18 protein-coding genes and 1 tRNA gene are annotated in these 22,054 nt (G+C 66.1%); 14 read left to right on the top strand and 5 right to left on the bottom strand.

Annotated elements, in window-relative coordinates; genetic code table 11:
- Positions 1 to 158: 158 nt before the first annotated feature.
- From OB2597_RS08130 to OB2597_RS08080, 11 genes are all read left to right on the top strand, one after another.
- A complete protein-coding gene (locus OB2597_RS08130; RefSeq protein WP_009805062.1) occupies positions 159 to 578 on the top strand; it encodes a universal stress protein in 420 nt (139 codons plus the stop codon).
- Between the two features lie 39 nt (positions 579 to 617).
- Positions 618 to 2,267 (top strand): BCCT family transporter, encoded by a 1,650-nt coding sequence (locus OB2597_RS08125; protein ID WP_009805061.1) that lies wholly within the window; start codon positions 618 to 620, stop codon positions 2,265 to 2,267.
- Positions 2,268 to 2,393: 126 nt separating this feature from the next.
- Positions 2,394 to 3,812, top strand: a complete 1,419-nt coding sequence (locus OB2597_RS08120) for a cryptochrome/photolyase family protein (RefSeq protein ID WP_009805060.1) — start codon at positions 2,394 to 2,396, stop codon at positions 3,810 to 3,812.
- A gap of 99 nt (positions 3,813 to 3,911) precedes the next feature.
- Entirely contained in the window at positions 3,912 to 5,120 is a 1,209-nt protein-coding gene (locus OB2597_RS08115) for an SAM-dependent methyltransferase (RefSeq protein ID WP_009805059.1), read from the top strand.
- A gap of 46 nt (positions 5,121 to 5,166) precedes the next feature.
- Positions 5,167 to 5,625 (top strand): TrgA family protein, encoded by a 459-nt coding sequence (locus OB2597_RS08110; RefSeq protein WP_009805058.1) that lies wholly within the window; start codon positions 5,167 to 5,169, stop codon positions 5,623 to 5,625.
- Positions 5,610 to 6,737: an NUDIX domain-containing protein gene (locus tag OB2597_RS08105; protein ID WP_009805057.1), complete on the top strand. Its 1,128-nt coding sequence runs from the start codon at positions 5,610 to 5,612 to the stop codon at positions 6,735 to 6,737. The genes OB2597_RS08110 and OB2597_RS08105 overlap by 16 nt, the downstream gene beginning before the upstream one ends.
- A 54-nt stretch (positions 6,738 to 6,791) precedes the next feature.
- Positions 6,792 to 7,823 (top strand): cysteine synthase A, encoded by a 1,032-nt coding sequence (locus OB2597_RS08100; RefSeq protein WP_009805056.1) that lies wholly within the window; start codon positions 6,792 to 6,794, stop codon positions 7,821 to 7,823.
- Positions 7,820 to 10,255: a DUF3772 domain-containing protein gene (locus OB2597_RS08095; RefSeq protein ID WP_009805055.1), complete on the top strand. Its 2,436-nt coding sequence runs from the start codon at positions 7,820 to 7,822 to the stop codon at positions 10,253 to 10,255. Before OB2597_RS08100 ends, OB2597_RS08095 begins: the two co-directional genes overlap by 4 nt.
- Positions 10,256 to 10,468: 213 nt before the next feature.
- On the top strand, positions 10,469 to 11,119 hold the full coding sequence (locus OB2597_RS08090; RefSeq protein ID WP_009805054.1) for a DUF1236 domain-containing protein: 651 nt from the start codon (positions 10,469 to 10,471) through the stop codon (positions 11,117 to 11,119).
- Between the two features lie 276 nt (positions 11,120 to 11,395).
- A tRNA-Ser gene (locus OB2597_RS08085) sits at positions 11,396 to 11,485 on the top strand.
- 298 nt (positions 11,486 to 11,783) lie between these two features.
- Positions 11,784 to 13,226, top strand: a complete 1,443-nt coding sequence (locus OB2597_RS08080; RefSeq protein WP_009805053.1) for an oligosaccharide flippase family protein — start codon at positions 11,784 to 11,786, stop codon at positions 13,224 to 13,226.
- Positions 13,227 to 13,244: 18 nt separating this feature from the next.
- On the opposite strand, the gene OB2597_RS08075 is transcribed toward OB2597_RS08080, so the two are convergent.
- The 4 genes from OB2597_RS08075 to OB2597_RS08060 are packed head-to-tail and all read right to left on the bottom strand — an operon-like array spanning position 13,245 to position 17,416.
- Entirely contained in the window at positions 13,245 to 14,030 is a 786-nt protein-coding gene (locus OB2597_RS08075) for a glycosyltransferase family 2 protein (RefSeq protein ID WP_009805052.1), read from the bottom strand.
- Complete coding sequence (locus tag OB2597_RS08070) at positions 14,031 to 15,110, bottom strand: glycosyltransferase (protein WP_202944577.1); 1,080 nt, start codon at positions 15,108 to 15,110, stop codon at positions 14,031 to 14,033. It abuts the gene before it with no gap.
- A 17-nt stretch (positions 15,111 to 15,127) separates the two neighbouring features.
- Positions 15,128 to 16,156 carry a glycosyltransferase family 2 protein gene (locus tag OB2597_RS08065; RefSeq protein ID WP_009805050.1) on the bottom strand — a complete coding sequence of 343 codons (1,029 nt, stop codon included), beginning with the start codon at positions 16,154 to 16,156 and terminating at the stop codon, positions 15,128 to 15,130.
- A gap of 3 nt (positions 16,157 to 16,159) precedes the next feature.
- Positions 16,160 to 17,416, bottom strand: a complete 1,257-nt coding sequence (locus OB2597_RS08060; protein ID WP_009805049.1) for a glycosyltransferase — start codon at positions 17,414 to 17,416, stop codon at positions 16,160 to 16,162.
- Between the two features lie 38 nt (positions 17,417 to 17,454).
- Here OB2597_RS08060 and OB2597_RS20910 point away from each other — a divergent pair, with 38 nt between their 5' ends.
- Genes OB2597_RS20910 through OB2597_RS20905 form a run of 3 tightly spaced genes read left to right on the top strand, consistent with a single transcriptional unit; the run spans position 17,455 to position 20,335 of the window.
- Positions 17,455 to 18,456, top strand: coding sequence for a glycosyltransferase family 2 protein (locus OB2597_RS20910; protein WP_009805048.1), 1,002 nt, complete (start codon positions 17,455 to 17,457; stop codon positions 18,454 to 18,456).
- Positions 18,453 to 19,322 carry a glycosyltransferase family 2 protein gene (locus OB2597_RS08050; RefSeq protein WP_009805047.1) on the top strand — a complete coding sequence of 290 codons (870 nt, stop codon included), beginning with the start codon at positions 18,453 to 18,455 and terminating at the stop codon, positions 19,320 to 19,322. Before OB2597_RS20910 ends, OB2597_RS08050 begins: the two co-directional genes overlap by 4 nt.
- Positions 19,322 to 20,335, top strand: coding sequence for a glycosyltransferase (locus tag OB2597_RS20905; protein WP_050759223.1), 1,014 nt, complete (start codon positions 19,322 to 19,324; stop codon positions 20,333 to 20,335). Before OB2597_RS08050 ends, OB2597_RS20905 begins: the two co-directional genes overlap by 1 nt.
- On the opposite strand, the gene OB2597_RS08040 is transcribed toward OB2597_RS20905, so the two are convergent.
- Positions 20,277 to 21,776, bottom strand: coding sequence for an NAD(P)/FAD-dependent oxidoreductase (locus tag OB2597_RS08040; protein WP_040609213.1), 1,500 nt, complete (start codon positions 21,774 to 21,776; stop codon positions 20,277 to 20,279). The two genes, OB2597_RS20905 and OB2597_RS08040, sit on opposite strands and share 59 nt — an antisense overlap.
- Positions 21,777 to 22,054: the final 278 nt, after the last annotated feature.

Raw genomic sequence — 22,054 nt, 5'->3', positions numbered from 1 at the left:
TTGCACATTTTTTCGCCGTCGATGCCTGTAGTTAAGGGCCGTTTCCGGTTACGCTGTTCCAATGGGTTGAACGGCCGAGTGTGGTTCGACCTGTCTTGCCCGATCGTGCAGCCGGACGCAGAGCCGGGACCGGGCGCAAGGAACGGAAGGGAATCAGCATGTTCAAAAAGATCATGGTCCCGGTGGACCTGGCCCATGCCGACCGGCTGGAGAAGGCCCTGGCCTGTGCCGGCGCCCTGGCCAGCCAGTTCGGTGCCGAGACGATCTATGTCGGCGTTTCCGCGGCCGCGCCCAGTTCGGTCGCGCATACGCCCGAGGAATTCGCGCAGAAGCTCAGCGCCTTCGCGAAGGAACAGGCGCAACGGCACGGGATCACGACCGGCGCGCACGCCATGACGAGCCATGACCCGGCGACCGATCTCGATCCTACGCTGATGAAGGCGGTGGACGAGACCGGGGCCGATCTGGTCGTGATGGCGAGCCATGTGCCCAACATCGCCGATTACGTGTGGCCGTCGAACGGCGGCACGCTCGCCAGCCATGCCAAGGCTTCGGTACTCGTGGTGCGTGACAGTTGATCGGGCCGAGACCCGAAAAAAGGTAATAGGGATAACACTATGACAGAAACTTCTGATGAGACGGGTCAAGGGATACCGGCGCCGGAAGGCGCATCGGACCTGATCGACACCGATTACGAGATCGGTCAGGACAACATCGACGGCAATGTCGGCCCCTTCGGCTTCGACATCCACAACCCGGTCTTCCTGATCTCGGGCCTCGCCATCGTGGCCTTCGTGTTCTACACGCTGGCGCTTCCGGATCAGGCGGGCGCGGTCTTTTCGTGGCTGTTCAGCGCAGTGACCAAGGGCTTCGACTGGTTCTTTCTCGGGGCGGCCAACCTCTTCGTCATCTTCTGCCTGCTGCTGATCGTGACGCCGCTCGGCTCGGTCAGGCTGGGCGGGGCCGATGCGACGCCGGACTATTCCTACATCGGCTGGTTCGCCATGCTGTTCGCGGCCGGCATGGGCATCGGCCTGATGTTCTACGGCGTCTCGGAACCGATGAGCCACTTCTCCTCGGCCATGGGCGGCACGGCCGTCGAAGGCGGCGCGCGGACCGACTGGGCGCCGCTCGGCGCGGCCGGCGGCAACGAACAGGAGGCGATCCGCCTGGGCATGGCGGCGACGATCTTCCACTGGGGGCTGCACCCCTGGGCGATCTATGCCGTGGTGGCGCTGGCGCTCGCGCTCTTCACCTACAACAAGGGTCTGCCGCTGACGATCCGTTCGGCCTTCTACCCGCTGCTGGGCGAACGCGTCTGGGGCTGGTGGGGCCATCTCATCGACACGCTGGCGGTCTTCGCGACGCTCTTCGGGCTGGCCACCTCGCTCGGCTTCGGGGCGACGCAGGCGAATGCCGGCCTGAACGAGTTGTTCGGCGTGCCGGTCGGTGCCACCACCGAGGTGATCCTGATCTCGGCGATCACGGCCATCGCCCTGATCTCGGTGGTGCGGGGCCTCGACGGCGGGGTCAAGGTGCTGTCCGAGCTCAACATGGGGCTGGCGGCGCTGCTGCTGCTTTTCGTGCTGTTCGTCGGACCGACCGTCGCGATCCTGACGGGCTTCGTCGATTACCTCGTGGCCTACGTGCAGTACCTGCCCGCGCTCTCCAATCCGGTCGGGCGCGAGGACGTGAACTTCAGCCAGGGCTGGACCTCGTTCTACTGGGCCTGGTGGATCTCCTGGTCACCGTTCGTCGGCATGTTCATCGCCCGCGTCTCGCGCGGCCGCTCGGTGCGGGAATTCGTGATCTGCGTTCTGCTGATCCCGAGCCTCGTCTGCGTGCTGTGGATGTCCGTCTTCGGCGGCACCGCGATCCAGCAGGTGGTCCAGGACGGCTATACCGCCGCGCAGGACGCGCCGCTGGAGCTGAAGCTCTTCAAGATGCTCGAGCAACTGCCGCTGGCGGGGATCACCTCGCTCGTCGGGATCATCCTGGTGATCGTGTTCTTCGTGACCTCGTCGGACTCCGGTTCGCTGGTGATCGACACGATCACGGCGGGCGGCAAGGTCGATGCCCCCGTGCCGCAGCGGGTCTTCTGGTGCATCTTCGAGGGCGCCGTGGCCATCGTGCTTCTGCTTTCGGCCGGCGGTCTCGCGTCGCTGCAATCCATGGTCATCTCGACGGGGCTGCCGTTCACGGTCGTCCTGCTGATCATGTGCTACGCGATCTACAAGGGACTTGCCGCGGAACGTCAGAAACGGTGAGGCCGTCCCGCCGGGGCGGTGACGGAACCGCGCCCGGCGGCGAAGCAGGCGTAGGAGGGGGCTCAGGCCCCCTTCTTTTTTTGATCGGGGCTTGATCCGGCGGAGCGTCACCTGCGTAATCCGCTCATGCCACGCGAGACCTTTCCGACACTCCTCTGGTTCCGCCGCGACCTGCGGCTGAGCGACCATCCGGCGCTGACGCAGGCGGCGGCGCGTGGACCGGTCATTCCCGTCTTCATCCATGACGACAGCGTGGCGGGGCTGGGCGCGGCCCCGAAATGGCGGCTGGGCGAGGGGCTGGCCGTGTTCCGCGATGCGCTGGCGGAGAGGGGGGCGCGGCTGATCCTGCGGCGCGGCCCCGCGCGCGAGGTTCTGGAGCGCCTGATCGACGAGACCGGAGCCACGGCCGTCTACTGGACGCGCGCCTACGACCCCGACGCGATCGAGCGCGACAGCCGGGTCAAGGCGGCGCTTGCCGACCGCGGGACCGAGGCCTGCAGCTTTCCCGGCCACCTGATCTTTGAGCCCTGGGAGGTCGAGACCCAGCAGGGCAAGATGTATCAGGTCTATTCGCCCTACTGGCGTGCGGTGAAGGATCGCGAGGTGGACCGGCCCCTCAGGGCGCCCGACCTGTCCGCGCCATCCAAATGGCCCGACAGCGAGGCGCTGGAGGACTGGCACCTCGGGGCGGGGATGAATCGCGGGGCCGCCATCGTCGCGCGGCACTGCACGCCGGGCGAGGGCGCGGCGCAGTCCCGTCTGGGGGCCTTCTCGGCGCAGCGGCTGGAGGACTACAAGGAACGGCGGGACATGCCCGCCGAGGATGCGACCTCGGATATGTCCCAGTACCTGACGCTGGGCGAGATCTCGCCGCGTCAGCTCTGGCATGCCGCGCTGCGGGGCGAGGCGGAGGGCAAATCGGGGGCCGAGCATTTCCGCAAGGAGGTGGTCTGGCGCGAATTCGCCTATCACCTGATGTATCACACGCCCCGCCTTCTCGACGAGAACTGGCGCGAGGGGTGGGAGGCCTTCTGCTGGTCGGAAGAGGACAGCGAGGCCGTCCGGCGGTGGAAGCAGGGGCGCACCGGCGTGCGGTTCGTCGATGCGGCAATGCGCGAGATGTACGTGACGGGCCGGATGCACAACCGGTCGCGGATGGTCGTGGCCTCGTATCTGACCAAGCATATGCTGGTGCATTGGCGGATCGGTCAGAAATGGTTCCAAGACTGCCTGATCGACTGGGATCCCGCCTCGAATTCGATGGGCTGGCAATGGGTTGCCGGGTGCGGGCCCGATGCGTCGCCGTATTTCCGGGTGTTCAACCCGGATACGCAGCTCGAGAAGTTCGACCGCGACGGCCGGTACGTCGCGCGCTGGCTGGCGGAATGCAGCCGTAGCCCCTCGGACACGGCGCTGAGCTATTTCGATGCGATTCCCGAAAGCTGGGGCCTGTCGCCGGAGGATGACTACCCGGAGCCCGTCGTCGATCTGAAAGAGGGGCGGCGCCGGGCGCTGGCCGCCTATGAAGACATCAAGGGCGATTGAGCGGGGGGGCGGACCCCTTGAGTTAACAAAGCGTTAATCAAATGACTTGCCCGAAACGTCTGACTGGGTAAAATTTCTTCTGAAAACGGGAGTTTCGGCATGATCAGGACGGATACGAAAGGCGAAAAGGGGCTGCCGCGGTATTTCCCAAGCGTGTTCGACGTGGCGGCGCGGATGCCGGTCGGACGGCTGGATTTCCGGATGCCCGACGGCCGGGTCTTCCGGGCCGAGGGCGCGCGCCCCGGGCCGGTGGCGGAACTGCATGTGCACAACCCCGAGACCTTCTCTCGGCTCGTGCGCGAAGGCGACCTGGGATTCTGCGACGCCTATCTCGAGGGATGGTGGAGTTCGCCGGACCTGCAGGCCTTTCTCGACCTGCTGCACGCGGGCAACGACGAACTCTACGACGGGTTTCCCGGCATGTCCTTCGTCCGGGCCTATGAACGCCTGCGCCACTGGATGAATTCCAACACCCGCAAGCAGGCGCGCAAGAACATCTCCTACCACTACGATCTGGGCAACGACTTCTACCGGCTCTGGCTGGACGATACGATGACCTATTCCTCGGCGCTCTTCCGGACGGGACAGGAAAGCCTCGAGGCGGCACAGACGGCCAAGTACAAGTCGATGGTCGATCAGATGGGCGTTCAGCCGGGCGACCACGTGCTCGAGATCGGATGCGGCTGGGGCGGGTTCGCCGAATATGCCGCGAAGGAGCGCGGCTTGCGCGTGACCGGATTGACGATCAGCAAGGAGCAGCTGAACTATGCCCGGCAGCGCATTGATAATGCCGGCCTTTCGGGGCAAGTTGATCTGAAGCTTCAGGATTACCGGGACGAGCGTGGCACCTATGACGGCGTCGCCAGCATCGAGATGTTCGAGGCGGTCGGCGAACGCTATTGGCCGGTATACTTCGGATCGGTGCGCGACCGGCTGCGCCCGGGCCGCTGCGCCACGCTGCAGATCATCACGCTGCAGGACAAGAGGTGGGAGACCTACCGCAGGGGGGTGGATTTCATCCAGAAGTACATCTTCCCCGGCGGCATGCTGCCCAGCCCGACCGTCCTGCGCAGCGAGATCGAGAGGGCCGGGCTGACGGTCAAGCGGTCGATCGAGTTCGGCCCCAGCTACAGCCAGACGCTGCGCCGCTGGCACGACACGTTCAACGACAAGTGGGACCGGATCGCGGACATGGGTTTCGACGACCGGTTCAAGCGGATGTGGAATTTCTATCTGACCTCTTGCGCGGCGGCGTTCGAGGGCGGTAACTGTGACGTCACGCAAATAACCATAACGCGACCTGCCTGATCCCGGAGTCGAGCACCGGGGCGGCGCCTGAGAAGGAGAATCGCGCATGCCTACGGCCGCCCGGATCGTCGCCGCCGTCTGTATCGCCTTCGTGGCCTGGGTGGTCAGCGGCCTCGTGAAGCAGGCCCTGGCCGACGAGATCCCCGATTTCGGAAACTTCGTCATCTTCACGGTCATCGTCGCCGCGCTCTGCGGCTGGACGATCCTCGGACGCAGGGCCGACCGCGGACGGCTGGGAATGCTGAACGCCATCGGCGTCGGGCTGACCGCGATGGCCATGACGGTCTTCTGGGTGCTTCTGGCGAATGCCACGCTCGAGTCCTTCCAGATCGGCATGGAACGCCGGTTCCATGACCCGATGAAGGTGATCTACGGCATCTACCCGGTCGCTGTGCGCTATGGTCAGGTGTTGCTGGAAACCACCATCCTGACCTGGCTCGTGGCGGGCGGGGCAATCTCGGGCATCCTCTCTCATTCCGCGGGGCAGCAGTGGCCGGGTCGCTGAGCGTCTTCCTGTTCGGCACGCTGCGGCATCAGCCGCTTCTCGAGATCGTGTCGGGCGGGGCTCCGCGCCAGCAACCCGCCAGCCTTCCGGGATGGCGCGTCGCGGCGGTGGCGGGGCAGGTCTATCCGGTGCTCGTGGCAGAGGCGCAGGGCGTGGCCGAGGGATCGTTGGTCGAGCTGTCGCAGGATGAACTGGACCGCTTGGTCCACTACGAGGACGCCTTCGGTTACGCCCCCCGCGTCGTGGACGTGCTGACCGACCGCGGCCGGCAACGGGCGCAGGTGTTCCGGCCCGTGCACGAAGAGGCCGGAACGCCGGCGGGCGACTGGTCGCTGGAGGACTGGGCCGCCCGGGCGGGAGCGCGCGCCTGCCACGCGGCGCGGGAGATCATGCGGTACAGGGGCAGCTATTCCGGCGAGGCGCTGCGTTTTCGCCGGCCGCAGATCGAGGCGCGGGCGCAGAGCCGGGTGGCGGCCATGCAGGCCCCGCGGCCGCAGGTCGGGTGGGACTGCCCGTCGGACCGGGTCGAGGTGGCCGGGCGATCGGTGGATCACGCCGGCTATTTCGTCGCCGAGACCGTCCGCCTGCGGCATCCGCGCTTCGGCGGCGGGGTGTCCGACGAAATCTCGCGCGAGGTCTTCGTCGCGGCCGAGGCCAGCATCGTCCTGCCCTACGATCCTGTGCGCGATCGTATTCTTCTGGTGGAACAGTTCCGGATGGGGCCCTGGCGGCGCGGCGCCGCCTATCCCTGGATGCTCGAGCCGGTGGCGGGGCGTGTCGATGCGGGCGAAACCCCCGAAGAGGCCGCGCGCCGGGAAGCGGAAGAAGAAGCCGGTCTGACCCTGCACGACCTGCGCCCGATCGGGGCAGGCTATCCCACGCCCGGCTATTCGACCGAGTATTTTCACATCTATCTCGGCCTCTGCGACCTGCCGGACGGCATCGCCGGCCATTTCGGGGAAGCCGGAGAGAACGAGGACATCCGGACTCATGTTCTGGAATGGCCGCAGGCCGAGGATCTTTTGTTTCGCGGCGAAGCCGATAACATGCCTCTTGTCCTCGCCCTGACGTGGCTTCTGCGCGAACGGTCCGGATTGCGCCGCTCGGCTTGAGTTGGCCCGTGCGGCCCGTTAGATCTTGCGGGCGAGATGTGAAAGGAAACGGCTATGCTTGTCGCGCAGGATCTGGCCCATGCGGTCGGCAACACCCCGATGATCAAACTGCGCAAGGTGAGTGAGGCCACGGGCTGCACCATCCTCGGCAAGGCCGAATTCCTCAATCCCGGCCAGTCGGTCAAGGACCGCGCCGCGCTGTGGATCATCCAGGACGCGATCGAGAAGGGGCTGCTGGAACCCGGCGGCACCATCGTCGAGGGGACGGCGGGCAACACCGGGATCGGGCTGGCCCTCGTCGGCGCGTCGATGGGGTTCAGGACGGTGATCGTCATTCCCGAGACGCAGAGCCAGGAAAAGAAGGAAATGATCCGCCTGGCGGGCGCGGAACTCGTTCAGGTGCCGGCGGTGCCCTACAAGAATCCCAACAACTACGTGCGCTATTCCGAACGGCTGGCGGCGGAACTGGCCAAGACCGAACAGCATGGCGCCATCTGGGCCAATCAGTTCGACAATGTCGCGAACCGGCAGGCGCATATCGAATCGACCGGCCCCGAGGTCTGGGAACAGACCGGCGGCAAGGTCGACGGCTTTGTCGCCGCGGTCGGCTCCGGCGGCACGCTGGCCGGCGTGGGCATGGCGCTTCAGCCCAAGGGCGTGAAGATGGCGCTGGCCGATCCCATGGGCTCGGGCGTCTATTCGCTCTACAAGGACGGTGAATCCAGGCCCGAGGGCGGGTCGATCACCGAAGGTATCGGGCAGGGGCGAATCACGAAGAACCTCGAAGGGTTCCGACCCGACATGCTCTACCAGATCCCCGATGACGAGGCGCTGCCCTATGTCTTCGACCTGCTGGCCGAAGAGGGGCTCTGCGTGGGCGGGTCCTCGGGCATCAACATCGCGGGCGCCGTCCGGATGGCGCGCGAGATGGGCCCGGGCCATACCATCGTCACCGTGCTCTGCGACTACGGGACCCGCTATCAGTCGAAACTGTTCAACCCGGATTTCCTGAAGGAGAAGGGTCTTCCCGTGCCCGACTGGCTGACCGAGGCGCCGCGCTCCATCCCCGGCGTGTTCACCGAGTGACCGCGCTCCTGCGCCAGATCGCGGCCCGGGTTCTGCTGGCGGCCACTCTGCTGGTGGCGTTTGCGGCTGGGGCGCTGGCGCAGGACGGTCCGGATTTCGCCGCCTGGGACGCCGTGGCCACCCGCGCGGAAGAGGCGATCGAAAGCCGCGAAGTCTCGGAGGATGTCTTCGAGTCGCTGCGGCAGGAGCTTACCGACTGGCGACAGGTCTTCCAGGAGGCGCGGACCCGCAACGAGGCGGCGATCGACGCCGTGCAGGCCCAGATCGAGGCGCTCGGACCCAAGCCGGAAGAGGGCGAGGAGCCGGCCGAAACCGCCGAACAGCGCGAGATCCTGAATACCCGGCTCAATGAATTGCGGGCGCCGGTACAGCGGGCCGAGGTGGCTTTCAGCCGGGCCGATGCGCTGATCGCCCAGATCGACCGGATCCTGCGCGAGCGACAGGCCGACCGGCTGCTCCGGATCGGTCCGACGCCGCTGAATCCGGTGATCTGGCCCCGTGCGGTCGAGGCGCTGGTCGAATTCTTCCGGCACACGGCGCAGGACATCAGCGCGAACTGGAACAATCCCGCGCGTATCGCGGATTTCCGACAGAACCTGCCCAAGACGGTGCTGCTGCTGACCCTGGCGCTGATCCTCACGCTGCGCGGTCGGGACTGGGTGGAACGGCTGGTCGCCCGGCTGCAGGACCAGGGCAGGACGGCCGAGCGGTGGCTGACGGGATTCGTCATCTCGCTCGGGCAGATCCTGCTGCCTGTGCTGGGTCTTCTGCTGCTGGCGGTGGCGGGGATCTCGACGGAGATGCTGGGGGATCGTGGGGATCTTCTGATGGCGACCCTCCCGGCCGCCGGGTTCCAGTTCTTCGCGGCGCGCTGGCTGGGCGGCCGGCTGTTTCCCCGCACCGAAACGCATGAGCCGCTGCTGTCGCTGGATTCGGCGCAGCGGACCGAGGGGCGGTTTCACGCCTCGATCCTCGGGCTCGTGCTGTTCCTGGCCTTGCCGATCCGGCGCATCCAGGATTTCGTCGGCTGGTCGCCCGAGATCTTCAACGTCCTGACCTTTCCCCTGCTGGTGGTGGCGGGGCTGGCGCTGCTGCGCCTCGGCCAGCTTTTGCTGCGGCGCGCGCCGCCCGAGACCGAGGGCTCTTCGGAGCCGGAGTTCCGGCAGCGGCTTGTCTCGCTGCTGTCCCGGATCACGATGGGGATCGCGGTCCTCGGCCCCGTCCTCGCCGCCATCGGGTATTTCAACGCCGGCGAAGCGCTGGTCTATCCGACGATCTCGAGCCTGATGCTCCTGTCGCTGATCGTCGTGCTGCAGCGGCTGGTCGACGAGGTCTACATCCTGTTCTCGCGCAACCGCGAGGGGGTGCGCGAAGCGCTGACGCCGGTGCTGGCCGGGTTCGCCCTTGCCATCGTCTCGATCCCTCTCTTCGCGCTGATCTGGGGCGCCCGGGTGACGGATCTGACCGAGCTCTGGAATCGGTTCCTGGCCGGGTTCACCGTCGGCGAGACGCGGATCAGTCCGACTGATTTCCTGACCTTCGTCGTGGTCTTCATCATCGGCTACGCCGCGACCCGCCTGCTGCAGAGCGCGCTGCGGTCATCGGTGCTGCCCAAGACGCAGCTCGACATGGGCGGACAGAACGCCGTGGCTTCGGGGATCGGATATGTCGGCATCTTCGCCGCGGCGCTGATCGCGATCACCAGCGCCGGGCTTGATCTGTCGGCGCTGGCCTATGTCGCGGGGGCGCTTTCGGTCGGCATCGGCTTCGGGCTTCAGAACATCGTGTCGAACTTCGTCTCCGGCATCATTCTGCTGATCGAGCGCCCGGTGGCGACGGGTGACTGGATCGAGGTGGGGGGGCAGATGGGCTTTGTCCGTGACATCTCGGTCCGGTCGACGCGGATCGAGACCTTCGACCGGACCGACGTGATCGTGCCCAATGCCGATCTGATCTCGGGGACGGTGACCAACTGGACCCGGGGCAACCTGGTGGGGCGGCTGATCGTGCCCGTCGGGGTGGCCTATGGCACGGATACCCGCAGGGTCGAGAAAATCCTTCAGGAGGTCGCCGAGGCCCAGCCGATGGTCCTGCTCAACCCGCCGCCATACGTCTATTTCAAGGGGTTCGGTGCGGACAGCCTGGATTTCGAGGTCCGGGCCATCCTTCGGGACATCAACGCGATCCTGGTTGTGCAGACCGAGATGAACCACCAGATCACCGAACGTTTCAGGGACGAGGGGATCGAAATTCCCTTCGCACAGCGCGATATCTGGCTGCGCAACCCCGAGACCCTCCGCTCAGCGCCGCCGGGCCCTCTCGCGCCCGCGGGGCCCGGGGCAGGTGACCCACAGGACCCCGCGGCCGGTGCGGCACAGCTGCACCCGGACGATCTGCCGGGTCATGACGGCGAGGGCGAGGGCGACCGGTAGCGGCGTGGCCGGTCCCGGGCTTCGGAGACCTCGGAAACGGGTCTTCCCGGCCGCCCCGTTCACGAAAAGGCGTTTTGACAGCGAATCCTTGCCGGCGCCCGGCGAAGGCGTCGGAACATGTGCGGCGGTGCGCGTGTTTCGCCCTCCGGATATCGGCGGGTCTTCCGTCGATGCGGCGCCTTCGGGCGCCAGGAAAGAAGGAGGAACGTAATCATGTATACCAAGATTGCCGGACTGAGCGCCGCTGCGGCGCTGACCGCGACCAGCGCTCTCGCCCTGACGGACGCGACGGCGACGACGGACCTGAACCTGCGCGATCTGCCGGATCCGCGGGGCGAGATCCTCGACGTCATCCCCGGAGAGGCCATGGTCAGCGTGCAGCAGTGCGTCGAAGGCGGCGCATGGTGCAAGGTGGATTACGACGGGACGGTCGGCTGGGCCTACAGCCCCTACCTGACCGCCTCGCTGGAAAGCGAACCGACCGTGGTCTACCAGAACTTCAACCGGCTTGATGTCGAGACCGTCGATGTGAACGAAGACGACCGCGAACGCGCGGCGGCCATCGGCGGGCTTGGAGCCGGCGCTCTGGCCATGTCGGCCGTTGGCGGCCCCGCAGCGGTGGCCGGCGCAGCGGCTGTCGGCGCCATCGCGGGTGCCGAGTCCGTTCCGGAAGAGACGATGACCTACGTGACCGCCAATCCGGTCGATCCGGTCTATGTCGACGGTGAAGTCGTCGTCGGCGCCGGCATCCCGCAGCAGGTCGAACTTACCGCGGTGCCGGACAGCGACTATCGCTACGTCTACCTGAACGGCAATCCGGTGGTCGTGGATGCCGATCGCAACATCGTGCGCGTGATCCGGTAAGGATCGCGCCTGACGCGACTTTCGACCCGCCCCGGATGGGGCGGGTCTTTTCGTGCGGGGGGGGCAAGGCCCTGAAGGGACCGGCCCGTGCCCAAGGTCGCGCCAGCTTGCCAAGCCCGTCGCTTTCAGATGGTGCGGCGGCTCGTCCGTGGTCTCCCACGTCTCTTGTGCGACCGGATGTTCCGGAGAGGGTTTTGACAGATTTTTGTCGTCCTGCGCCCCGGCGGCGCACATTCCGGTTGAACCCCCGGTTATGCATTGTGTAAGAGCGGCCTCGGAGAGGTGGCCGAGTGGTCGAAGGCGCACGCCTGGAAAGTGTGTAGGCGGGAAACCGTCTCGAGGGTTCGAATCCCTTCCTCTCCGCCACTTGACCCCGCGAAAGCGTTCTCCCGATCCGGCTGCGGCAGATTTGTTCGCCGCAGGGGCCAATGAATCTGAAGTCAGTCCCATGGCCTGGGTTCCGGAAGGCATCCGACGGGACGCCGGAGAATTCAGCCCTCGTAGAGCCGAGATCCCACGCCGCATCGCAGTGCATTCGATCGGGTCCGACGAATGTCCCGGACCCGACGGTTGGCCGATATACGGATTTTAGCTTGCCGTGGCAGGGGGGCAGGTCCAGTTAGAGAGGTCATGATCCTCGGCTAACCTCTGGGCAGGGAACTGCATGAGCCTCCGCGTCGCCTTCGCGCATACCATCGCCGCGCGCGCCGTTTCCGTTGCGGTCATGGCGGTCGGTTTCGCCGTGCTCAGCCGGCTTCTGCCGCCTGAGGCTTTCGGTCATTTCGCAGTGGCCCTGGCGATCTACGGGCTGGCGCAAGTCGTCGTATCCTTCGGCCTGCGTCCGAAGATCATCAGCCGGGGGGACGATCACAGCGCGGACGAGATCGCCGCTGCCGCGGGCCTGTCGCTTCTCATCGGGGCCGTCCTGTGCGGGCTGGGGCTTGCGACGGCCGCGACCATGGGGGGGCGGCTGATCCCGGCCCCGCTGGCGGCGGCGCTGGTGCCGGTGTCGTTGGCCCTTCTGGTCGAGCCGTTCGCGCTGGGTCCCGAGGCGCGGTTGCAGCGGGAGTTGCGCTTCGGGCTGATTTCGGTCGGGTCGGTGCTGGGCGTGACCGTCGACGCGGCGGTCGGCATCGGCCTGGCGTATGCGGGGTTCGGTGCGGCAGCGCTGGCGGGTGGCATCCTCGCGTCTCGGGTCGCCGTGGCGCTGCTTCTGATCCTGTGCGCCGACCCTGCGCTGCAAGCTCGTCCGCGCTTGCGCGCCGGCGTCGCGGCCTGGGGCCGGCTGCGTGTCTGGGGGCAACGGATGACGTTGATGGAGAACCTGCCGCAGCTCTCGAAACTGGCAATGATCGGCGGGCTGTCGGCTTTTCAAGGGGCGGCGGGTCTCGGTATATTCGATCGCGCGCAAACTATTCACAGGATACTCGACAAGGCGCTGCTGGACGGGATCAAGCCGGTGGTCCTGCCGGCTTTCAGCGGCGCGCTGCGCAAGGGTGCGGAGCCGCGACAGCTCTACCGCGCCAAGCTCGACTACCTGTCCGTCCTGTGCTGGCCGTCCTTCGCCCTGATCGCGCTCCTTGCCGAGGATCTCGTGGCGGTGCTGCTTGGCGCCGGCTGGGACGAGGCGGTGCCGATCGTGCGCATCCTGGCGTTGATGGGGATCGCGTTGCCGGCCACCAAGATGAGCCAGAACCTGTTCATCGCCCTGGGCGAAGCTGACGCGTTTTTGCGCATCGAGGTCACGCGTGAGGCGATCCGCGTGCCACTCGCCCTGGCCGGCGCGCTGGTGTCACTGGAGGCTTTCGCGTTCGCCTACGTCGCGGGGAATTGGCTGAAGGCCATTGGCACGACACGACACCTGCACCGGATCACCGGTGGTCCCGATGGAGGATACGCCCTGATCGCCTGGCGTGCGGCAGGGGCAAGCTTGGCCGCACTCGTGGGTCCCGTGGCATTGCATTTCCTTGCCGATCTGTCTTCGGCCGCGACACTGGCCCTGTCCCTATTCTTGGCGACGGCCGGCTGGCTGGCGGGGGTGGGCCTTCTGCGTCATCCGATCGTCGATGAGTTGCGCAACGCCGTGCGGCGTGTGCGTGGCGCATGAGGGGCCGGGCCGATTTGGTCAGCGCGACGTCTTGGCTTCGCCGCTGATACGCGCTGTCATTTCAGCGTGGTTGCTTTCGAAAGCGTCCCTGCGTGCAGGGTTGTCGAAGAGCCGACCATGCTTGCGGCGGATGTAATCCACGCTCTGCTCGCGCCTTTCGGGGTCAGTGGTGATCCTGCGGTGCTCTCCGCGGTTGAGCCAATAGACAGGCAGGCGATGGCCCACGACGGGGGCCTCGGCGGTCAGCCGGAAGAACAGTTCGCTGGTGACCCGGGACCGAAGGGCCGTGTCGAAGCCTCCGACCCGACGGAGAAGAGCCACAGGCAGGGCCGCAGCCTGTTTCGTGGCGAAGCTCCGGCCCGCGGGCTTCGCATCGAGCCCCCAGATCACGCCACGCCCTGTCGTTGGCGGAGTGCGTCGCGCCCGGGGGAGGCGTCCCGGCGGCCCGACCAGCAGGCTCCCCGCGACGATCGTATCGGGATCGGCAGCATCGGACAGCCACCGTTTCCAAGCCAATGCCGCCCAAGGCAGAAGCTTGTCATCGTCATCGAGAAAGGCAATGTGGCTTGTTCGCGCGGCCTCTATTGCGGAATTGCGTGCCGCTGACACACCGCGATTGGATTCGTGCAGGATGAGGCGCACGTCGGCGGGCACATGCCTCAGGCGGAGAGGGGGGTCGGAACAATCGTCCACAACGATCACCTTGTCGATCGCCCGCTGGCGCACCACGCTGCGCAGGGCGCTGGCGAGCCTGTCCGGTCTGTTATAGCTGGTGATCGCCAGTGTGAGCGTGGGACGAGCCATCTATTCCGCGACATGGCGCGCAGACTGCGTTTCGATCTCGAATGGCCAGAGGTCGGTAAGCCTGTGCAGATGGGTGCGGATGTCGGACTTCATCGCATGGCGGAATCCCGCTTCGCGCATCTCATCGGACGGCGGCTGGGAAACGATCGGCACCACCTCGCGGATGTCGTCGTAAAGGATGGCTGCGTCCCCGACATATTCGCGCAGATCCGGGCGCAGGTTGGGCATGCAGACACCGCAGCCCGATGCCTGGGCTTCGGCAACGGCCATCGGCCAGCCGACTGTCTTCAGGCGGAAGTCTCCGGTGTAGACGAGCCAGTCATGGCGCTTGTACTGGGCGGGCATCTCGCCCGGCTCGACCATGTCGTGGAACGCGACAGGGGCGTCCATGCGCTCGGCGTCCCGCCGGATGTCGTCCTGTTTGTATCCCAGCGGATAGAGCGTGAAGCGTGTCTCGGGAACAAGCTTCGACAACTTCAGGAAATCGCCCATCTTCTTTTTCGGAATCGCGGCCCCGGTGTTCATCACGCCCCGTCCGTTGGGGGACCGGTCGTGAAACGCCTCGACCTTTACGCAGGGAAAGCAATCGACGATCTTCCCGGCCGGAACGCCGGCCTCTTCGAGCAAGGGTCTGGCGTACGGAAAGGCCAGCACCCCGAGGCAGTCGTCGCGCGACAACAGAGGCAGAGCGCTGCGAATGCCCTCTGCCTTGCGGACGGAATTGTCCTTGCCCCGCACCAGCCGCCGAAGTCGTTCCTTGAGCGGTACCGGCGAGAGAGCCACCACGTCGAAGGAATGGGACCGGATCGTGAAGGGCACGCCAAGACGCCTGGCGAGCTCGGCCGTGAACTCCACTTGATTGAGATAGTGGGCATGGATGACGTCCGGCTGGAAATTGCGGGCGACCCGTTCGGCCTCGTCGAGCGACGACACCTGAGTAAAGTCCCGGTGGTCTTTGTACGGCCGGTCGGCCGGTTTCCTCGAGACGATCGCGACATCGGCGAATTTCTCCACCTCCTCGATCTCGGTCTTCACATAGGTTTGGGAAATCTGCGGGTAGCCGCGCAGCACGAAGAGCACGCGGGGGCGATGTAGGCTCATTCGGTTATCCTTCTCGACCGGCGGTCATCGAGTGCCACCAGCACGTTGTTGATCAGCCGCTCCGGGAACATCGAGGCGCGCGCGGCCTTCCTCGTCAACCAGTCGGAGCGGTTCAGCCCCGGCACCATGCGATAGAGCGGCACGAGAATGCCCTGGTTGCGGCGCATGGCATAGATGCCCTTCTTGCCTTGCACATAGCCGGGATCAGGGCGCAGCTTCCACTTCGCGATGAAGTGCTCCAGGCTGCGTACCCCATGGGCGTTGGACCAGCGCAGCGCGAAGAACGGCCAGTCTGCCGTTTCCATGGGGCGGGCGCGACAGGGGAAGACGTAGGTGATCACCGAAGAGGGTTCGAACCAGACCGACCCGCCGGCCTGCTTCACCGTCATGCAGAAATCGATGTGTTCCTTGGTGGAGAGCATCTTCTCGTCTAGGCCGCCGACCTTCTCGAAGGTCGAACGGCGCACCAGGGCGCAGTGGAATTCGGACATGCCGGTTTCCGTGCGCTCAAGTCGGTCCTGCCAGTCGGCGACCTTCTCGGCGTGGCCGTGCATCACCTCTTCGAACTGGCGGCCCTGTTCCGGATCGTTCGCGAAGAAGCCGGCCATGTCGCCGCCAGCGGCATAGTCGCCGCCCGCGTGATGGATCTCGGTGTGGGCGGGCAGGCCCTGGCAGGTCAGGGGGGCGACAACATCGGCCTGTGTCTCGTCGGCGCAGGCGATCAGCCGGTCCAGCCAGCCCTCGGTATAAAGCACATCGTTGTCGACGAAAACGATATAGTCCGTGTCCACCGCCGCCGCGCCGATGTTGCGCGCCTGGTTCGGGGTCAGGAACCGTTCGCGCCGCAGGAGCGTGATCTCGCCTGCGTCGGCCCGTTCCTTCAGATAGTGCGCCGTCTTGGCGGGCGACTTGCCGTCCACATAGACGATCGGCACCCCCGGTGTGTGCGCGCGGAGGTCTTCGAGCGACTCCTGCGTCATGCCGAAGCGTTCGCGTTGGGTGACGACGATGGTGGCTCTGGCCATGGGTCAGCTCTCTTCGCCTGGGATTGCATCATGTCCGACCGCCCGTGCATAGGCAGCGAGCGTACGTTCAAGGATAATTCGCGGCGCGTAGTTTTCCAGAACCTTTCGGCGACCGGCCCGGCCGAGTTCCTCCCAATGACCCGGTTCGTCGGCGAATTCACCGATCGCGCGCGCTATCGCGGCAGGGTCGCGCTCGGGCACGAGCCGCCCGTTTACGCCGTCGATCACCAGTTCGGGAATGCCGCCGTGGTCAGTGGCCACCACCGGCATGCCGGTGGCCATCTGTTCCTTGAGCGTGTTGACCGGTGCATCCTGGTCGCCGGTGCTGGCCGTGACCGAGGGGGCAAGGCCGATATCTGCCCGGTGGAGCGCCTCGAGAACCTGTGGGCGGCTCGCCGCCCCGTGGAATGTCACGCGGTCGGCGACCCCTGCGCGGGCGGCGCGGGCCGCGAGATCGTCGCGTTCGGGCCCGTCCCCCAGGATGTCGAGCGTGACCTCGCGCCCCTGTGCAGCCAGCAGGCCGACCGCCTCGACCGCGTCGGCGAAGCCCTTCTTCTCGACCAGCCGGCCCACTGCCACCAGACGCAGGGGGCGGCCTTCGAACGGCGGGCGCGGTGTCGCGGGCGGGGTGAAGAAATCGGTGTCGCAGGGGGAACCGACGACGACGATCCTGTCAGGCGGGCAGCCGAGCCCGATTGCCACCTGCCGGAAATGCTCGCAATTCGCGATGAACAGATCGGCACGCGCAAAAAGGCTGTCATAGACGCGAGGTCCGTGTGACCGGACGTGTTTGGAGATGTCGTAGCCACGCACATGCACGACAAGTCCGCGCGGACGTAGCGCGCCGATGTCGATCTGGCGGAGCACATCCAGGCCGAGGGTCGCGAACTGGGCATGGACGACGTCGTAGGGCGAAGCGTTCTCGAACAGGCGCATCTGGCGGAACGTGCCGCCCCAGCGGCGCGGGGCGCCGAGATCCACGCGCAGTTTCGATGGATTGGCCAGCCCATGCAGGATGGCGCCCGTCCGATCAAGCGGAGGCGGCATCCGGACCAATGCCTCGGTCGCGGCGAGACGGCCCAGATCGGCGACCGAATCCGGGCCTGCGCCGTGGAGTGGCAGAAGCTCGAGGGCTCCGACGTGGTCGCGCAGTGCAAGGGCCAGTTCGTAGACGAAGGACTCGGAGACGACCGGAAAGGTGGAGGTCACCAGCCCGACCCGGAGAGTGTGCGCGATTGACATGGCGTGCGAGACAGCCATCTGATCCTTTCGAGAGAGGCAAACGCAAGATCGGCCCCATGTTGCATGAAGAGAGTAGCGTCGCAAAAGGCGCCGGCAATCATAGCGCCCCGCTGGTTTCGGTGGTCATGCCGATCTACGACGCGGCGCCATTCCTGAATGCGGCCCTGGATTCGGTTCGCGTTCAGGACTGGCCCGATCTGGAGCTGATCGCCGTGAACGACGGATCGACCGACGGATCGGGGGACATCCTTCAGGCCGCGGCCGCCGACTGGGTCGGCCCCGGTCGCCGGCTGGTCGTGCTGGAACAGCAGAATGCAGGGGCTGCGGCGGCGCGCAATGCGGGTGTGGCACGGGCACAAGGGGATATCCTGGCGCTTTTCGACAGCGACGACATTTACCATCCGTCCCTCGTCTCGCGGCTTGTCGCCGCGCTCGGCGGCGAGGCGATCATGTCTTTTGCCATGTACCGCTACATCGACGAAACCGGACGCCATACTGGCACCGAGACCGCTCCCGGCGCCGAGGCACTGCAGCTGCGCGAACTGTTGCGCAACAACTGGGTCCATGCCCCGGTCTTCTCCCGAGAAGCGTGGGACCTGGCGGGGCCTTTGGACGAAACGCTGCGGGCGCATATCGATCTCGATTTCTTTGCCCGTCTCGTGAAGCGCCGCCCCGGTGCAATCCGTCTCGTGCCGGATGCTTTGTCCGACTACCGGCGCAGATCCGGACAGATCACCGGCGACTGGCGACGGATGCGGCGGGCCTGGCTGCATGTCCACCGCAAGCTGCGTCGCGACGGCCTTCGGCTGTCGCCGGCGGAACTGCGCAGGATACACGCGGGTCTGCGCATCTACTGGGCCTCGCTGGCCTATCAATCGGGCGACTACGCGACGGCACGGCGGCTGACGGCAAGGGCCTGGCGCGGCGATCCCGCCGGGCTTCTGCGCGAGGCGCATCCGCGCACGCTTGCCCTGGCTTGCGTGACAAGTCTTTTGCCGGATGGCCTTCACCACGCGATCCGCGATCTCTACCGCGCACGCACCACGGAAACCGCATGACCGGCGCCATCGTCATCCCCAGTTACAACCGTCCACGACAGCTGGCAGCATGCCTCGAGACCCTGGCGAAGCTCGAGGGCGGCCCATGGCGGGTGATCGTGGTCGATGACGGGAGCCCCGAACCGCTGGCGCCGGTCTGTGCAGCGGCCCCGATCGAAATCGAATGCATCCGGCAGAAGAATGCAGGACCGGCAGCCGCGCGCAATGCGGGCGTCGCGGCGGCCGATGGCGCCGATACGATCCTGTTCACCGACGACGACTGCCATCCTCGTCCGGACTGGGCGCGCCGCATGGTGGCCGCGCAGGACGGTGTGCCGATGCGTCTGGTGGGCGGCCGCGTGGTCAACGCGGTCACGGGCAATCTCTACTCCGCCGCGGCACAGTCGATTCAGAGCTACGTCTACGAGGCTTTCGGTGATTTCTCGGGCCCGTTCGCCTTCTTCTCCACGAACAACCTTGCCTGCCGGCGCGTCGATTTCGAGGCGGCTGGCGGCTTTGACACGAAGTTCCGCTTCGCATCGGAAGACCGGGACTTCTCTCGTCGATGGCGCGATGGCGGCGGAGAGATGTCGCATGTCCCGGATGCGGTGGTCGACCATCATCACCGCATGGGGCTGCGCGGGTTCTGGCGGCAGAACTGGTCTTACGGCCGGGGAGCGCGACGTTTCCACACCAAGCTCGCGGCAGGGGGCGGACCGGAGGTGTCGCTTGCGTCCCGCGATTTCTACGTCGGGCTGTTGTTTCATCCGCTGCGGCGGCCGTCTCCGCGCGCAGCGGCGATCACCGGGTTGATCTGTGCGGCACAGGCCCTGCAACTCGGGGGTTACCTGTCCGAGCGCCGGGCGGAGCGTCGGGCCAAGCCGTGATGGATATGGACGTGGTGATCCCGGCGCATTCCGCAGCGCGCACGCTCCCCGCTTGCATCGACGGGGTCGTAGCGGCGGGGTTCGCGCCTCATGCGATCATCGTGGCCGACGATCGCTCCCGGGACGAGACGGCGCAGATCGCGCGGCAGCGCGGGGCGCGGGTTGTCCAGAGCGCCGGGCCGGGTGCGGCGGCGGCCCGGAACTCGGGGGTCTCCGCGGGACAGGCTTCCGTGATCCTGTTCGTCGATGCCGACGTGGTGCTGCATGCGGGCGGGCGGGAGCGGATCGAGCGATTTTTCGAGACGCATCCCGATCATGCCGCGCTGATCGGCAGCTATGACGACGCGCCACCGGCGCCGGGCGCGCTCAGCCGCATCCGCAATCTGCTGCATCATCACACGCACCAGCGGGCCGGCGGCGACGTCACCAGTTTCTGGGGCGGGATCGGAGCCATACGCCGCGCGGACTTCGTCGCCGGTGGAGGTTTCCCCCCCGGTCACTTGCTTGAGGATGTCGCGCTCGGGGTCACGCTGGCGCGTGCCGGTCGGCGGGTCCGGCTGGACCCGGATCTGCAGGGTGCGCATCTCAAGCGGTGGACGCTACGGTCCATGGCGCGCGCCGATCTGATCTACCGGGCCTTGCCCTGGTCGCGCATGCTGCTCGATCCCGAGGCAAAGGACGCTGCGACGGTGCTGAGCGCCAACCGGGACGGCAAGGTCTCGGTCGTGCTCTCCGGGGGTGCCGGTCTCGGGGTGATCATGCTGCCCCTGATGCCGATGGCTGGCGGCGCGATCGCCCTGGCGGGCCTCGCTGCGCTCGCGATGCAGAACCGCGGCTTTCTGTGCCTCGTGCGGCGTCGCCTCGGGGGAAAGGCTGCGCTTCAGGCTCCGTTGGTCCTTTGGGTGCATTTCTGCTGCGCCGGGGCGGGATACGCGATCGCCTGGCTCGAACGCCTCATGCAGATTCCCAAAGTTCGCGCTCTTTCGCCTCGGTCGCGGCACCCGTCCGATTGATCTTCTTCGTGTCCGGGCGCATGAAATCCTCGTGGTAGGAGCGTTCGGTATTCACGTCCCAAAGGTCGTGGCCCGCGCCAAAAACGTTTTCGGCCGCCTTCATTGCCGACAGCATGGAATGATCCTGGTTGTTGTAGCGGTGCATGCCGTTGCGCCCGACGGTCTCGAAATTTTCCAGCGTTCGGATCCAGTCGGCAATGGTATCGACCGCATCCTTGTAGTGCTGGTCGTAGACCGGATAGGCCTTCGGCTGGCGGATTATGAAGGAGTCGATCACGGTGCTGGCGTCGGCCAGGCCCAGCTGTTCGAGTTCACCGGCGGCGAGCGCCGCCAGATCGGCGTCGCTCATCTCCCACAGGTCGTCACCGCGGTTGCAGAAAAATTCCATGCCGATCGATGCGGTCGTTCGGTCGGAAAGCATCTCCGGGGACCAGGCCCTGAAGTTCTGGATGCGGCCTACCCGGACCTCGGGCGCGTGCACGTAGATCCAGTTGTCGGGAAATGGATCCGGGTGATCGAGCACCAGCGTCACGATCAGGAAGTCGCGGTACCGCAGCTTGTTCGCCGCCTCGATCACGTGCGGAGGGGGCGGTGGATCGAAGGCGGCCACCATGGTATCGAGCGCCAGAGAGCTGATGACGTGGTCCGCCGTCTCGTGGCGGGTTTCACCCTCCGTCGTCACTTCGACGCCGGTGACGCGGTTGCCGTCGCGGAGGATCCGGCCGACCGTGGTGTCCAGGTGGACCGTGCCGCCGTCCTGTTCCACGCGCGCGGCGGTCTTCTCCCACATCATGCCGGGGCCGAGCCGCGGATACTTGAATTCCTCGATCAGGCTCGCGGTATCGTTGGCGCCGGATATGGCGTTCCACACAGCCTTTGACAGCGACAGGTTCTTTATGCGTTGCGCGGCCCAGTCGGCACGGATGCTCTTGGGCGAGATACCCCAGACCTTTTCGGTGTAGGACCGGAAGAAATGCATGTACAGCCGCCCGCCGAACCGGTTGATCACCCATTGCTCGAAGCTGTCTTCATTTTTCGAGGGAAAGACCTGCCATTTGCCGTAGCTGAGCATGATCCGCACGGCCTCGTAGACGCCGATATTGTTGAGCGCGTTGAAGAGCTTCAGCGGATAGGAATAGAACCGGCCCCGATAATAGATGCGGCTTTGACGCGGACGGGTCAGGAAATCGTCGCCAAGGATGTCTTCCCACATCGCCTGGACTTCGGCTTCCTTTGTGAAGAAACGGTGCCCGCCGATATCGAACCTGTAGCCATTCTTGCTTTCCGTGCGGCTGATGCCGCCCACGATGTGATCGGCTTCGAAAACCACGGGCCGCACCGCGCGATCGGGTGTGGAAAGCTTCTGCAGGGCATGAGCGGCCGTCAGTCCGGCCGGGCCGCCACCGAGAACTAGCGCAGTTTTCTGGGGGGAAGGTTTCATGCAAATGCTCCACGGAGGGTCCGCCAGAGAAGGTCGGCCAACCTGATCCGTTACTATTTTTTTGTCCGACGTAGTCATTGTTCCGGACACAAGTTAGGGCGGCGGGGCGCGACGACAATTCGCGATCGCATGCGAAGCCCGCGACATGCCTTCCGCCGGGGCAGAAACGGACCTCGGGCCGCTCTCGCCGGACACGAGGCTCACCTTGTCGGCGCCGCGAACCGATGCCAGAGTGCGCACCAATGCGCTCCGCTCCCCTGTCGGGCCGAAAGCCAAGG

Source organism: Pseudooceanicola batsensis HTCC2597, from assembly GCF_000152725.1.
GTDB lineage: Bacteria > Pseudomonadota > Alphaproteobacteria > Rhodobacterales > Rhodobacteraceae > Pseudooceanicola > Pseudooceanicola batsensis.
Note: the sequence above shows the minus strand (reverse complement) of the source record. Positions and strands in the feature narration are given on the sequence as shown.

Coding starts and splice junctions, on each gene's coding strand:
- OB2597_RS08120 (WP_009805060.1), top strand. CDS start 2,394: ATGCCACGCGAGACCTTTCCGACACTCCTCTGGTTCCGCCGCGACCTG.
- OB2597_RS08060 (WP_009805049.1), bottom strand. CDS start 17,416: ATGGCTGTCTCGCACGCCATGTCAATCGCGCACACTCTCCGGGTCGGG.
- OB2597_RS20905 (WP_050759223.1), top strand. CDS start 19,322: ATGGATATGGACGTGGTGATCCCGGCGCATTCCGCAGCGCGCACGCTC.
- OB2597_RS08080 (WP_009805053.1), top strand. CDS start 11,784: ATGAGCCTCCGCGTCGCCTTCGCGCATACCATCGCCGCGCGCGCCGTT.
- OB2597_RS08125 (WP_009805061.1), top strand. CDS start 618: ATGACAGAAACTTCTGATGAGACGGGTCAAGGGATACCGGCGCCGGAA.
- OB2597_RS08090 (WP_009805054.1), top strand. CDS start 10,469: ATGTATACCAAGATTGCCGGACTGAGCGCCGCTGCGGCGCTGACCGCG.
- OB2597_RS08110 (WP_009805058.1), top strand. CDS start 5,167: ATGCCTACGGCCGCCCGGATCGTCGCCGCCGTCTGTATCGCCTTCGTG.
- OB2597_RS08065 (WP_009805050.1), bottom strand. CDS start 16,156: ATGGCCAGAGCCACCATCGTCGTCACCCAACGCGAACGCTTCGGCATG.
- OB2597_RS20910 (WP_009805048.1), top strand. CDS start 17,455: ATGTTGCATGAAGAGAGTAGCGTCGCAAAAGGCGCCGGCAATCATAGC.
- OB2597_RS08075 (WP_009805052.1), bottom strand. CDS start 14,030: ATGGCTCGTCCCACGCTCACACTGGCGATCACCAGCTATAACAGACCG.
- OB2597_RS08040 (WP_040609213.1), bottom strand. CDS start 21,776: ATGAAACCTTCCCCCCAGAAAACTGCGCTAGTTCTCGGTGGCGGCCCG.
- OB2597_RS08050 (WP_009805047.1), top strand. CDS start 18,453: ATGACCGGCGCCATCGTCATCCCCAGTTACAACCGTCCACGACAGCTG.
- OB2597_RS08130 (WP_009805062.1), top strand. CDS start 159: ATGTTCAAAAAGATCATGGTCCCGGTGGACCTGGCCCATGCCGACCGG.
- OB2597_RS08100 (WP_009805056.1), top strand. CDS start 6,792: ATGCTTGTCGCGCAGGATCTGGCCCATGCGGTCGGCAACACCCCGATG.
- OB2597_RS08115 (WP_009805059.1), top strand. CDS start 3,912: ATGATCAGGACGGATACGAAAGGCGAAAAGGGGCTGCCGCGGTATTTC.